This is a genomic window from Gordonia sp. NPDC062954 (genome assembly GCF_044543825.1).
Taxonomy (GTDB): Bacteria; Actinomycetota; Actinomycetes; order Mycobacteriales; family Mycobacteriaceae; genus Gordonia; species Gordonia tangerina.
Genome location: NZ_JBITWL010000018.1, coordinates 47,281 through 61,103, shown reverse-complemented (window position 1 = coordinate 61,103; position 13,823 = coordinate 47,281). Strand labels below are relative to the sequence as shown.

At 66.8% G+C, this 13,823-nt stretch carries 8 protein-coding genes; 1 reads left to right on the top strand and 7 read right to left on the bottom strand.

Features of this window, described 5'->3' with window-relative positions:
- From ACIGKQ_RS16995 to ACIGKQ_RS16980, 4 genes are all read right to left on the bottom strand, one after another.
- On the bottom strand, nt 1-1,788 hold the full coding sequence (locus ACIGKQ_RS16995; protein ID WP_396574526.1) for an SDR family oxidoreductase: 1,788 nt from the start codon (nt 1,786-1,788) through the stop codon (nt 1-3).
- Nucleotides 1,789-2,028: 240 nt separating this feature from the next.
- A complete protein-coding gene (locus tag ACIGKQ_RS16990) occupies nt 2,029-3,282 on the bottom strand; it encodes a pyridoxal phosphate-dependent aminotransferase (RefSeq protein ID WP_235721908.1) in 1,254 nt (417 codons plus the stop codon).
- Between the two features lie 160 nt (nt 3,283-3,442).
- Nucleotides 3,443-6,928 (bottom strand): heterodisulfide reductase-related iron-sulfur binding cluster, encoded by a 3,486-nt coding sequence (locus tag ACIGKQ_RS16985; protein ID WP_287014930.1) that lies wholly within the window; start codon nt 6,926-6,928, stop codon nt 3,443-3,445.
- Between the two features lie 272 nt (nt 6,929-7,200).
- Nucleotides 7,201-8,610 (bottom strand): wax ester/triacylglycerol synthase family O-acyltransferase, encoded by a 1,410-nt coding sequence (locus ACIGKQ_RS16980; protein WP_396574525.1) that lies wholly within the window; start codon nt 8,608-8,610, stop codon nt 7,201-7,203.
- 158 nt (nt 8,611-8,768) lie between these two features.
- Between ACIGKQ_RS16980 and ACIGKQ_RS16975 the strand changes: the two genes are divergently transcribed.
- Complete coding sequence (locus ACIGKQ_RS16975; protein WP_396574524.1) at nt 8,769-9,416, top strand: vancomycin high temperature exclusion protein; 648 nt, start codon at nt 8,769-8,771, stop codon at nt 9,414-9,416.
- Here ACIGKQ_RS16975 and ACIGKQ_RS16970 read toward each other — a convergent pair.
- The 3 genes from ACIGKQ_RS16970 to ACIGKQ_RS16960 all read right to left on the bottom strand — a co-directional run bounded on the left by ACIGKQ_RS16970 (nt 9,356) and on the right by ACIGKQ_RS16960 (nt 13,802).
- Complete coding sequence (locus ACIGKQ_RS16970) at nt 9,356-10,123, bottom strand: GAF and ANTAR domain-containing protein (RefSeq protein ID WP_396574523.1); 768 nt, start codon at nt 10,121-10,123, stop codon at nt 9,356-9,358. The genes ACIGKQ_RS16975 and ACIGKQ_RS16970 overlap by 61 nt on opposite strands.
- 137 nt (nt 10,124-10,260) lie before the next feature.
- Complete coding sequence (locus ACIGKQ_RS16965) at nt 10,261-11,517, bottom strand: acyltransferase (RefSeq protein WP_396574522.1); 1,257 nt, start codon at nt 11,515-11,517, stop codon at nt 10,261-10,263.
- 149 nt (nt 11,518-11,666) lie between these two features.
- The gene (locus tag ACIGKQ_RS16960) at nt 11,667-13,802 is read right to left on the bottom strand and encodes an acyltransferase family protein (RefSeq protein WP_396574521.1); all 2,136 of its coding nucleotides are present in this window, start codon (nt 13,800-13,802) and stop codon (nt 11,667-11,669) included.
- Between the last annotated feature and the right edge of the window lie 21 nt (nt 13,803-13,823).

Here is a 13,823-nt window from a genome sequence, read left to right as displayed (position 1 = left end):
CTACCCCGTCACTTTCCGGCGCGCGGCGATCCGCGACAGCCACGGCGCGAATCGATAGATGCAATAACCGATCGCGGCTTCCGGGGTGACCGGCACGACGGCCTTGTTGTGCACGATCGCGTCGACGATGGCGCGGGCGACGCGGTCGGGTGTGAATCCCCGGCGACGGTACAGGCCGTCGAGGCGTCGCCGTTCGGCGTCCTCATCATCGGCCTGCAGGCCCGCGATCGGGGTGGCGCCGACGATGTTGGTGTCCACGATGCCGGGGCAGATCGCCGACACCCCGATCCGATGCTCGCCGAGCTCGGCGCGCAACGATTCCGAGAACAGCAGCACACCCGCCTTGGAAGCGGCATACAACCCCAGGGAGCGCTGCGGGGTGAAGGCCGCCGCCGACGCCACGTTGACGATGTGCCCGCCGATCCCGCGTTCCACCATCTGCCGGCCGAACGCCCTGCTGCCGGAGATGACCCCGCGCAGATTCACGTCGAGTAGTCGGTCGACCTGATCGTCGGTGGCGGCCAACGCGCCTCCGGCCAGTCCGATCCCGGCATTGTTGACGACGAGGTCGGGGGTTCCGTGTCGATCGCGCACTCGCGTGGCGAACTCGGTCACCGCCTCGACATCGGCGACGTCGACCTCGTAGGCCGTGGCCTGCGCGCCCAGTGCCTTGCTCTGACGGGCCGTCTCGTCGGCCCTGGTGAGGTCGATGTCGGCGACGACCAACTCACATCCCTGCTCGGCCAAAGCGAACGCGGTCTCGCGCCCGATGCCGCTGCCGGCTCCGGTGATCACGGCCAGCTTCCCCGACAACGCATGCGGTGCACCGAACACGCGGGTGCGGTCCATCCGGGCGGCGATGTCGGGCGTCGACCGCGCGGCCTGCGTTGCGATGAAGTCGGATGCGCTGCGCACCAGATGGTCTGGGTTGGTGTAGGGCAGCCAGTGACCGGTTGGGGTAGAGCGGCGCCACAAGCGCTGCGCGTACTGGTAGGTGTCATCGAAGATTGCCGGTCGCAAGGCGATGTCGCGTTCGTTGACCAATTCGAGGGTCGGGACCAGGGTCGATCGGGTCCGCGGATCGATCAGCTTGGCGCGAATGTTGGCGCGGTACAGCCGAAGCCCTGAGACCATGTCCTGTCGCAGGGTGTCACCCACGATCACCCGGTCGCGTGGGGTGCCCTCCACCCGGTGCAGGAACTCGCGCCACACCGCCGCAGAACCGGCGACACCGAAGAACATCCGCGGTAGCACCGGCAGCTGGAAGAACACGGTGTACGCCGACGAACCCACCTGCGCCGCGGCGTGACCCAGGTTGCGCGGAGTGGGTCGCCGTAGTTTCTGCCGGGCCCACGTGCCGAGCTGATCGAGGTTGGGTCCCGATACCGAGACGAAGGACGCGATCCGGTCTTCCGCGCCGGGCCGGGTGACCGCCTCCCACGCCTGCACCGACCCCCAGTCGTGGCCGATCACATGGACGGGCCGATCGGGGCTCACAGCGTCGGCGACTGCGAACAGGTCGTCGGCGAGCGCCTCGAGCCGGTAGGCGGCGTCTCCGTCGGGTCGGTCGCTCTGGCCGAACCCGCGGCAGTCATAGGCGACGACGTGGTTGTCGGCGGCCAACGCCGGTGCGACATGTGTCCACAGATGGTGGGTGTCGGGCCAGCCATGTACGAGCAGCACCGTCGGCCGGTGCCCGTCGTCGTCGGTGGTGGCCGACCCTGCCACCTCGAAGACGGCCAATGACACGCCGTCGTTGTTGACTCGCTGTATACGCCAATCGACCATGCGACTCCCCTTCGAGACGATCGAATGGTGCTAGACGTTACCAAGCGTCACAGCAATACGTCCAGAGTTGTCTGTGACAAGGAGTCACAGTGAAGGGGCGTCGGGTGAGGACTGGTCTCGATACACCACCTCGCCTAGCGGCTCGGCGGTTACTCGACCAGCGGTTTGGTAGTTACTGCGTGGATCGAGTAGCCGCGAACGAAGTGAGTGGCGTATCGAGATCGACCAGCGGTTTGGCGGTCACTGTCGGTACGACGACAGGAAATTGCCGATCCGATCGATCGCCTCGTCGAGGTCACGCGCCCACGGCAGAGTGACGATCCGGAAGTGGTTGTGGTCGGTGAGGTTGAAACCGGTGCCCTGCACCACCAGGATCTTCTCCTGCAACAGCAGGTCCTGGACGAACAGCTCGTCGTTGTGGATCTCGTGCACGTTGGGGTCGAGTTTCGGGAAGGCATAGAGCGCGCCCATCGGTTTCACGCAGCTGACACCGGGGATATTGTTGAGCTTCTCCCAGGTCACGTTGCGTTGCTCGAACAGGCGTCCGCCCGGTGCGACGAGTGCGTCGATGCTCTGGTAGCCGCCGAGGGCCACCTGGATGGCGTGCTGGCCGGGGACATTGGAGCACAGGCGGGTCGACGCGAGGATGCCGAGCCCTTCGATGAAGCCGCGCGCATGGTCCTTGGGGCCGGTCAGTACCAGCCAGCCGGCGCGGTATCCGCACACCCGGTAGGCCTTGGACAATCCGTTGAAGGTCAGGCACAACAGATCCGGCGCCAGCGAGGCGACGTTGATGTGCTCGGCGTCGTCGTAGAGGATCTTGTCGTAGATCTCGTCGGCCATGATCAGCAGCGAGTGCTGCCGGGCGAGTTCGACGAGTTGCTCCAGTACCTCGCGGGAGTAGACCGCGCCGGTCGGGTTGTTCGGGTTGATGATCACGATCGCCTTGGTGCGATCGGTGATCTTGGAAGCGATGTCGGCGACGTCGGGGTTCCAGCCGTTGTCCTCGTCGCAGCGGTAGTGCACCGGCCGACCACCCGACAGTGACGTCATCGCCGTCCACAGCGGATAGTCTGGCGCCGGGATCAACACCTCGTCGCCGTCGTTGAGCAAAGCCTGCATCGTCATGGTGATGAGCTCGGACACCCCGTTGCCGAGGATGACGTCGTCGACGTCGAAGTAGGGGAACTCGGGGAGGAGTTCGTAGCGGGTGACCACGGCGCGGCGCGCCGACAGCACCCCCGCGGACTCCGAATAGCCCTGGGAGTAGGGCAGCGCATGGATCATGTCGCGCATGATCACGTCGGGGGCCTCGAACCCGAACAGCGCCGGATTGCCGATGTTGAGCTTGAGAATCCGGTGTCCCTCGGACTCGAGCCGCGCCGCGTTCGCGTGAACCGGACCTCTGATCTCGTAGCACACGTTCTGCAGCTTCTGGGACTGCTCGAGCGGCTTGAGGTTCTGGTTCAGGTGGGATACATGCGGTCTACTCACGAGTTCAATTGTGACAGTCCAGCGCAAACGGGTTTTCCGCGACACCGTGACCACGACGACGCGGCGAGCTCACGGTGTCACAACAGATACCCCGAAACGCCAACACCACCTTGGTTCGGTTCCAAGGTGGTGTTGGCGAATAAGGGTGGCGACCCGATGACTAGGAGTGGCCGGGCCGCTTCTTGCCCGCGGCGATGCCGAATCCCTTGGCCTTGGATGCGCCGGTCTCGGCGATCGTCTTGTCCGACGACCCGTTCGGCGACGGGGCCGATTCCTCGGCAGGCGAATCGGCTTCGGTGTCGGCTGGGGTTTCGGCCGTCTCCGGTTCCGCCGGGGGTGCGGGTTGGGTCGGCTCCGGTTCGCTCGCGGGCTCCGGTGTCGCGGGCTCTGCTGTCTCGGGAGACGGTGCGGCTGCGGCCGGTGCCGCCTTGCCGATGCCGCCGGGACGCTTCTTGCCCGCCGCCATGCCGAAGCCCTTGGCCTTGCCGGGCTTCGCTTCCGTGGCAGCAGCTGCGGAGGTCGTCGCGGATGCATCCTCGGCTGCTGCGGCCCCGCCATCGGCAGGAGCCCCGGCGGTCTCCGCCGGAGCGGACGCCTCAGCCGGTGCCGCGGTCCCCGCCGGTGCCGCCGACGCGTCCGGCGCGGCGGCCTTGCCGGCGCCACCGGGACGCTTCTTGCCGGCGGCCATGCCGAAGCCCTTGGCCTTCCCCGCCTTTGCCTCAGTGGCTGCGCCGCCGGAGGTCGCGGCGGTCTCGGTGTCGGCCGTGGCTGCTGCCTCGGGCGCCGATTCCGCTTCGGCCACCTTGTTCTCCGCCGGCGCGGTCACCCCCGCGGCCGGGGCCGCGGCGTTCGACGCCGCACCCGGGCGCTTGGCCTTACCCATGCCGAAGCCCTTGGCGGCCGGCTTCTTCTCCACCGGCGGGTTGTCGGCGGAGGTGGCCGCCGCGGTGGATTCGACTGCCGCCGACGACTCGGCCTCGGCGGGCGCGGGTGCTGCGGACCCGGCGTCGGCCTTGGCCGTACCGGGCTTCTTGGCTTTGGCGCCCATGCCGAAGCCCTTGGCAGCGGGCTTCTTCTCGGCAGGCTTGCTCTCGGCGGGCTTGCTTTCGGCTGGTGCGGAATCGGCAGGCTTGGCCTCGGCCGGCGCCGTGGCCTTCGCCGACGCCCCCGGCTTCTTGCCGCCCTTCATGCCCAGGCCGACCTTCGGTTTCGGCTTGGCCTCGGTGGCCGTCGCGGTTGCCCCCGCCGCCGTCGCAGCCGCAGCCGGCTCCGGTTCGGATTCCTGCGCTGCTGCGGGCTCGGGTTCGGTGGTCGGCACCGATGCGGGACCGAGGTACCGTCCGCCACGCTTGACCTCGGGGGCGCCGCGCTTGACCGACTCCAGCAGCAGCTGGGCCACGTCGACGACCTCGATCTTGCCTTCTTGCTCGGTATTCGCCGTGCGGGCGGTCACGCCGTCGGTGAGCATCACGCGGCAGAACGGGCAGCCGGTGGCAACCTTCTGCGGCGCATCCCCGTTCGGCGTGCCGAGAGTATCGAGCGCCTCGTCGACCCGGTCGATGTTGATGCGCTTGCCGATCTGCTCTTCCATCCACATGCGGGCGCCACCGGCACCGCAGCACATGGACCGTTCGCCGTGCCGCGGCATCTCGGTGAGGTTCGAGCCGGATGCGGCCATCAGCTCACGCGGGGCGTCGTAGACCTTGTTGTGGCGGCCCAGGTAGCAGGGGTCGTGGTAGGTGACGCCCTCGCCGAGCGGGGCGACCGGCACCAGGCGCTTCTCCCGGACCAGTTTGTTGAGCAGCTGCGTGTGGTGTACGACCTCGTACTTCGCGCCGAGCTGCGGGTACTCGTTGCCCAGCGCGTTGAAGCAGTGCGCACAGGTGACGACGATCTTCTTGCGCTGCTGCGGCGCGGTGGCGAACACCTCGCCGAGCATCTCGATGTTCTGCTGGGCGAGCATCTGGAACAGGAACTCGTTGCCCGCGCGGCGTGCGGAGTCGCCGGTACAGGTCTCGCCCTCGCCGAGCACCAGGAAGTTGACGGCCGCGACGTCGAGCAGCTCGGCGACGGCCTTGGTGGTCTTCTTCGCGCGATCCTCGTATGCGCCGGCGCAACCGACCCAGAACAGGTACTCGAAGCCTTCGAAGGTTTCCACGTCCTGGCCGAAGACCGGGATCTCGATGTCCATCTCGGAGATCCAGTTGGTGCGCGCCGAGGCGTTCTGGCCCCACGGGTTGCCCTTGTTCTCCAGGTTCTTGAACATGCCGGCGAGCTCGGTCGGGAAGTCCGACTCGATCAGCACCTGATAGCGACGCATGTCCAGGATGTGGTCGACGTGTTCGATGTCGACCGGGCACTGCTCCACGCAGGCACCGCAGGTGGTGCAGCTCCACAGGGTCTCGGTGTCGATGACGGCACCGAGGGCGGCCGGATCGAACTCGCCGTCGGCGGCCTCGATGCCGTTGCCGCCGCCCAGCGCGCCGTGCGATTCGCCGACCAGCTTGCGCGCTGCCTCGGCGCGGGCTTCCTCGGGAATCGCGTTGAGCTTGGCTTCATCGACGTTGCCGTCGGCGTCGACCAGTCCCACCTCGTCGCCGGCCATGTCCTGCTTGCCGCCCGCGAGCAGGTAGGGCGCCTTGGCGTAGCCGTGGTCGCGCAGCGACATGATCAGCAGCTTCGGCGACAGCGGCTTACCGGTGTTCCATGCCGGGCACTGACTCTGGCATCGGCCACACTCGGTGCAGGTGGTGAAGTCCAGCCAGCCCTTCCAGGAGAAGTCCTCGATCTTGCCGGCACCGAACGCGTCGACGTCGGGGTCGGCGGTCTCCATGTCGAGGACCTTGCCCTGGCTCATCATCGGCTTGAGCGCGCCCAGAGCGACGCCCCCGTCGGCCTCACGCTTGAAGTAGATGTTGACGAACGCCGCGAACCGGTGCCAGGCCACACCCCAGTTGATGTTGCGCCCGACCACGGCCAGCCAGATCATCGCCGAGAGCAGTTTGATCACGGCCATCGCCGAGACGGTCCACTCGGGCGCGCCCTCGAAAGGCATCGCCAGGTAGTGCAGCGTCGGTGACGCCCAGATCGGGGCGTGCTCGATGCCCGAGGCGATCTTGAAGAACTTCACCCCGAGCATGCCCAGGCCCTCGATGATGACGACTGCTTCGACGAAATAGGCGGCACCGAAATTCGAGCCCGAGAACCGCGACAGGCGCTCCGGGACACGGGGGTGGTTGAGCTGGCGCACGATCACCAGTGCGACACCGCCGATGACAGTGGCCCAGCCCAGGACCTCCTCGGCCAGCACGTAGGGGCCCCAGGTGCCCAGCCACGGCCAGTGGAAGTGCGGATCGAAGGCCTGCCCGTAGGCCTCGAAGACGAAGATGAAGCCGAGTAGGAAGCCCACCATCACCAGCCAGTGCGCCCAACCGACGGTTCGGAACTTCGCCATCCTGGTGTGCGCAGCGAACTCGACGACGACCGTCTTGATACGCGGCAGGATCGGGAAGATTCGCGCTGAGTCGATCTTCTGGCCGTGGCTGATGGTGCGGACCATCTTCCCGACGCCCTGGAAGAAGATCGCCCAGCAGACGAGACTGACGAGGGTCGTGATGGTACCGATGGCGATCGTCGTGGAAGTCACGGGCGCGTCCCGGCCTTTCTTTGGGTCGGCATCGGCCCATCTGCGCAGGGCTTTGGCGCACGCGGGCCGACGTGTACTACAGGTAACCGTAGTTCCTGGCGGTGGATCGGCGCTGCCAAGGCTGACCTAACTAACGCTCGGCGTCCACCGCCGTGGTCCACTGGATAATACTCGCGAGTAACTTACTGTCGAGTCAGGTCGCGGTAGGTGGCGCTTCTTGTGGCAAGCGTCACCGGAAGGGGAGCGGCGATGCGGGTCTCATGGGGTGGATCTCATGGGACCGACCTCAGCGGGCGAACCCCGGCGACCTTCTCCAGATCGTCGAGCGCGGTGTCGAGGTGGGTGAGGATGCGCTGCAGGCTCGGCAGTTCCTTGCGAGCGCCGATCAATCCGAAATTCACTTGATCGGCGGTGGTGGTGAGGGTGATGTTGAGCGCTTGCCCGTGCATCGCGATCGACACCGGATAGCAGCCGTCGAGGGCCGCACCATTCCAGTACATCGGCCGCGACGGACCGGGCACATTGCTGATCAGCACATTGAACTGCGGCGGTGTGGATCGAACGAATCCCGGGATGGGCGCCAGCGCCAGCGGAGCGAATGTCGCCGCACCGAACGCCAGTGCCTGCAGCGGTGAGAGCCCGCGAATCACCTGTTTGGCCTTGCGGGTGGAGGCGATCACGGCGGCGAGGCGGCGCTCGGGGTCGGGCTGATCGGTCGCGAGATTCGCCATGATGGCGGTGACCGCGTTGCCCTCGGAGCTCTTGTCGGTGCGCGTCGAGACCGGTATCGCCGCGATCAGCGGGTCATCCGGAAGCGCGTCCTGGTCGATCAGGTAGGCGCGCAACGCGCCGGCGCACATTGTGACGACGACGTCATTGAGGGTGATGTCGAGCGCCTGACCGACCGCATCGAGGCGCTGCCGCGGCCACTGTTGGGCGGCGAATCGGCGAGCACTGCCGATCGGGACGTCGAGGATCGTCTTGGGTGCGGGCACGAACGGCGGCGCGAAGGCGTCGTCGGTGATCCCCGCCCATGCGATCTTCGCTGCGGCCGGACCGGCGCCCACGATCTGCCCCGTCAGGTTCAGCGCCTGACCGAGCGGGGCGGTGAGCCGCGAGCGCAGGGAAGCGCCGGTGGTCTCGCGGGGCGGTCGGCGGCGCAGCAGTGCGGTGTCCCACCACGCGGTCCCGGTGCGGTCGTTGGGATCCGGCGACAGCGAGTTCTCCAACAGTCGCAGTGCGGAGATCCCGTCGACCAGTGAGTGATGGATCTTGGTGTAGATCGCCACCCGGCCATCGTCGAGGCCTTCGATGATGTGCAGTTCCCACATCGGCCGGGTGCGGTCGAGCAGCGCGCTGTGGTTGAGCGACACATAGCGCAGTAGTTCGCGGATCCGGCCCGGACGGGGTAGGACCGCGCGTCGGACGTGATAGTCGACGTCGATCTCGTCGTCGTACGACCAGGCCAGCGTCCCGAGCAGCGCGGCCGGTGACGCCGGGCGTTTGCGAAACAGTGGCCGAATGTCCGCGCATGAGTGAAACGTCTCGACGATTTCCTCGGCGAGCTCGGTCGCCGACTGCCCCTCGCGCGGGATGAACAATTGCAGTCCACCCGCATGCATCGGCTGTTCCCGGGTCTCGGCGATGAGGAACATCGATTCGGTGACCGGCATGTAGGGCATCGTTAGGACCTCCCGGGATCATCGAGCAGGGTGCTCCGCGACAATGCGTTGTTCCAGTATCGGCCCGGGTCCACGCCGCGCGGGCGTTTTCGGCCACTTGAGTTGGTGGGGTTCGTGTCACGGGGATCGGTGGCTGCGCTCGGGTATCGTGATCCCCGATGCAGTCGGCGGCGCGGTGGGTGGTGCTCATCGGGTTGGTGGCGGTGGAACTGATCGTCACCAGTGCGGGGACCTGGATCTATTTCGCTTCCGCCGGAAGGGTTCTCGAGATCGACGACGTGCCGGCCGGGTCCACTGCCCTCGTTCTGGGGTCGCTCGTCGAGGACGGTACACCCGGTTCCTACGTCCAGGGCCGCCTCGACACCGCTGTCGAACTCTACGAATCGGGCCGGGTCAGCCGCATCATCAACTCGGGTAACGGCACTGCCGCGGCCGGCGACGAGCCAGCGGTGATGCGCCGCGACCTCAAGTCACGCGGTGTCCCGGCCGACGTCATCGTCGACGACCCGCTGGGTATGGACACCGATGCCAGCTGCCGCCGCGTCCACGACGACTTCGGCCTGCGCGCCGTGGTGATCGTCACCCAGGACTTCCACCTCACCCGCGCCATCGCACTGTGCCGGGCGCATGGGGTCGACGCGACCGGAGTCACGGCTCGGTGTGAGTGCGCCACCTGGACTGTCGTCCGCAACCATTTGCGCGAACTGCTGCTGGCGAGACCCCATGCGTTGCTGGGATTGCCGGTTCAGGACGTCGCGTTCTCGGCAGGTCCGCCAGACCTCAGCGGTTCGACACTGACAACCTGAGTGGCCAAGTCCGCGAGCGGGGTGTTGGACTCCTGCGACAGCTGCCGCAGGATGTCGAAGGCGCGGTCTGCATCGACCCGATAACGCTCCATGAGCATGCCCTTGGCCTGGCCGATGATGTCGCGAGTGGCCACTGCGCTGCGGAACTGCTGGCCGCGTCGCGCCCCGCTCAGCGCGATCGCGGCGTGCGCGGCCAGTGTGGTGGCGATGTCCTCGGTGTTCCCGTCGAATCCGTCCACGGTTTCGGAGAACAGGTTGAGTGCGCCGAGTTCGAGGTCGGTGACGAAGAGCTGGATCGACAGAATCGATCGGACCGGCGTCTGTTCGGCAACCGTTCGCATCAGGTCTGGCCAGCGCGGTTCGTCGGCGGTGTCGCAGATGAGGACGGTCTGCTGGGTCCAGACGGCCTCGAAACACGGGCCGTCACCGTGTTCGTCCTGCAGCGCGTCGAACAGACGGGGCACGTCGCCGGTTGCCGCGACCGACGACAGGTCGGCTCGCTTGTGCTGTCGCTGCTTGCGGACGACCGTGGCGCCGGCGTGATCAACCGGCGGCAGCAGTTGCACCGCAGAATTGGTGACCGTCTCGAGGACATCGTCTGGCCGAACAGATCCCGGGGATGAGCCGTGCACGGAACGCGCCAATCGCGCGATACGCGCGTGGACGGATGTCGGATCCGCCGCGTATCCGGATCTCGGACTGGTCATTGCTGTTTCCTCCGGCGCAACAAGGTTGTGACAACCGCAACCCGTCTAGTATCTCAAAGCGACGGTTTGTCGTCGACTCTGCAGCGTTGCACTGAGTTTCGAGCATTGGGACACCAAGTGCAGAATCCGGGTCGGCGTCACGCCGCGGTGCGTCGCAGGCGCAGTCGGGGGCGACCGGTGAGATACACCGAACCGGGCAGGCGACGCAGTAGCTCCATCAACAGCAGCGAACCGGCGATGGTGAGCACGTAGGTGCCGATCGTGCCCCACGGCTGACCGAGGGTGGCCAGAATCCACGGCTGATCACCGGACTGCGGTTTCAGTACGAAATACAACACCAGCACATGTGCCAGGAACACCCCGAACGACCGGTTGGAGGCGAACGCGACGACGCGGGCGAACCGAGGCGTGAACTCGCGCCACGTCTTTCCCCAGTGTGCGGCCGCCGCGTAGAGGCAGGTGATGGCCACGATCAGAAAAGGCAACAGCCACGGGAAGAACGCGGAGTCGTGGTCGTGCACGGGCTGCCCGCCGAACCAGACGCCGCCGAGATAGATGCCCACGGCGAGCGTGCCGGTCGCGACCAGCGCACCGAACAGCCACCACCCCTTGCCCTGCAGCCACCGGCCGATGGCGTCGCGGTGCACCGCGGCCACCGCGCCGTAGAGGATGAAGAACTGATACGGCACGAAGGTCGCGTAGTGATGCCACCAGTACTCGGCGACCGTCGGCGGGGGCGTCCACCAGGTGATCGTTATGGTGATGGCGACCTGCACGGCCAGGCTGGCGCCCAGCAACAGCGCGTGGCGGCCGGCGGTACGCCGCACCAGCCACAGGATGAGCGGAAAGAGTAGGTACACCTGCAGCATCACGAACAGGAAGTACATCTGGAAGCCCGACAGCCCCCAGGCCGCGAGCTCGGCGAACTCGCGGAGACCGCCGATCGGGTCGGCGGCCAGCTCGCCGATTCGGCCGCGCGCCCACACCTGCTGCACCAACCAGTAGATGGCCGACCAGATGAGGTACGGGAAGATCACCAACTTGATGCGGCGCCGCCAGAACGTCGTGGTTTGGAAGTCGGCCTTGTCGTAGTTCTGATACATCAACACGAAACCGGTGAGGGCGAAGAACGTGTTGCGGGTGAAGTGCAGCAGCAACGAGGTGGTGTTGACCGGCAGGTTGTTGAATTCGTCGGTGGTCTGGGTCAGGCAATGCACGAAGATGACCAGCGAGAATGTGGTCGCGCGGATGAGATCGAGATGGTGGAGGTAGGCACGTTTGCCGACCCGGTGGATTGTCGCGGCGGCCCCTGCCGCGCTGGTGTCAGTGGGAGCGGACTCACCGCCGGTGGACGTGGAGTCCCCGTCGTCGTGCCGTGGTGTGTAGGTCGTCATGCGTGTGCCAGGGCCCCAAAACCGTTCGATGGCCGATCCGCCGTGGCGCGGATCGCGTCGCTCAAGTTAGCAACCCGACCTGGGTGCAGGCTGAGGCGTCGTCGCCGGCCATCCCGCGGGCTGCATCGCATTGTCGGTGGTGTCGCGTGTCACCACCACTTCAGCGCCGGGCCGAGGTCGGCGTCGAGCGCGGGGACGAGACTGCGCACGAATGTCGCCGACAGGTGGTGATAGTCATGCCAGAGCAGGATGTTGCCGACCACCGCCGGACAGTAGGTGGGGTCGCACATGGCGTCGGTGTAGTCGAGGAAACTCATGTTCGGGTAGTCGGCCGCGATCGCCTGGGCCGGGTCGGTGGGGGCGAGCGCCACTTCGCGCGCAACCCCGCACACCTCGGGTTTCTTGCCTTCGGCCAGACATTCCGGTGGTGTCAGCTTGCCGTGCGCCCATGGGTTGTCGCGCACGGCGACTACCCGCTGACCGCGGTCGCGGAACTCGGCGAAGATGTCCTTGTAGTCCTGTGGGACGAAGTCGCCGCGAGCCCCCTTGCCCTCCACCGGGCGGGTCGAGTTGGTGAACACCACGTCCGGTTTGTCGACGGCAAGGCGGTCCATCACGCGTCGCGACCAGTCGTTGCACTGGTAGTACTTCTGGCCGAACCAGATGAAGACGTGGCTGGTGGTGAGCGCGCAACCCACCTTGAGGTAGGTGGTCACCTTGAAGCCGCGTTGCTTGCCGACGGCGTCGAGCGCGGTGATCCAGTACTCGGCGTGTGAACCGCCGACGAGGGCGATGGTTCGGGTCGCGTTGGGGTCGCCGTAGACGCCGACCTTGATCGACGGGTCCTTCCATCCGGAAATCACCGAGTCGTAGGAGGTGATCGGCCAGTCCTTGTCGACGACCTCGGGGCTGGGCTGCGGATCGACCTTCGGCACCGCCGCGCCGTCGAGGAAGGCCCGGGCACCGGGGTAGAGCCGCGGGTCGAGATTCTCGGTGTTGACCGTCGCGTTCGCCGCGTCGCGCTGCCAGACGACGGCGGTGGTGCCGGCGATAACGGTGGCGATGACGATCAGCGCGACCAGGCCGCGTTGGACGCCTCGGGAAATGCCGCTGGTGCGTCCGGCCCGCAGCGGCGCTTCGATGAAACGGGTGGTGGCCCACGCCAGCACCACCGATACCGCGAGGATGCCGGTTCCCTCGAGCCAGTTCACGTCGTCCTGGTAGCGCCAGCTCAAGTAGAAGATCAGCAGCGGCCAATGCCACAGGTAGAGGGCGTAGGCGATGGAGCCGAGCCACACCAGACGGGGGTGGGCCAGGCCGCGGCTGACCGCCCCCGGCGCCGAGGTCGCATCCGGCAACGTGGCCGCCGAACCGGTCCAGATCAGCAGCAGGGTGGCGCCCACCGGCACCAGTGCCATCGCGCCGGGATAGGCCTGCACGCCGGAGATCCACCAGCCGCAGGTGACGATCAGCCCCAGCGCGATGATGCCGAGCGCGTTGCGCAGCCACACCGGTATCCGTACCCGCGGAATCCACACGGCGAGCAGGCCGCCGGCAAGGGGCTCCCACAGTCGGGCGACGGTGTCGTAGTAGTTGAACGGTTGGTTGATGCCATGCCGATAGTTGGCCCAGGCGAAGGACACCAGCGCCACGGCCAGCAGCGACCCGCCCACGACAGCTCGGATGGCCGACGGTTTCGCGAACACGTCGAACCGGCGCGACAACGCTCGTAACACCCCACCCAAGGCGAGCGCGCTCAGCAGCGTCAGTAGGAAGAACTGTCCCTGCATCGACATCGACCACAGGTGCTGCAATGGGCTGATCGCCGAATCGGCGGCCTGATAGTCCTGCGAATCGAACGCAAGATGCCAGTTCTGGTAGTACAGCGCGCTGGCCTGGATCTCTGAACCCAGCGGACCCCACCGGGTCTTCGGCATGATCAGCGCGATCATCGCGGTCACGAAGATCAACACCACCAGCAGCGCCGGCAGCAGTCGGCGCACCAGCCGCCACAACCGCGGCCACGGGTCGATCGCGCGGCGCCACGACACCGTCGCCGGCTGGGTGGCCACCACGTGTTTGAGCAGTGATGCGACAAAGAAGTAGCCCGACAGGGTCAGGAACACGTCGACGCCGCCGGACACGCGGCCGAACCACACGTGGAAGATGGCCACCAACGCGATCGCCACACCGCGCAGGCCGTCGAGGTCATGCCGATATCCCGAGGTGTTGCCGGTGGCGGCATCCTCGTTGGGGGTCCGGGTAGGGGTGACGGCCGTGCTCACAGCCAGGGATGTTACGGGGCG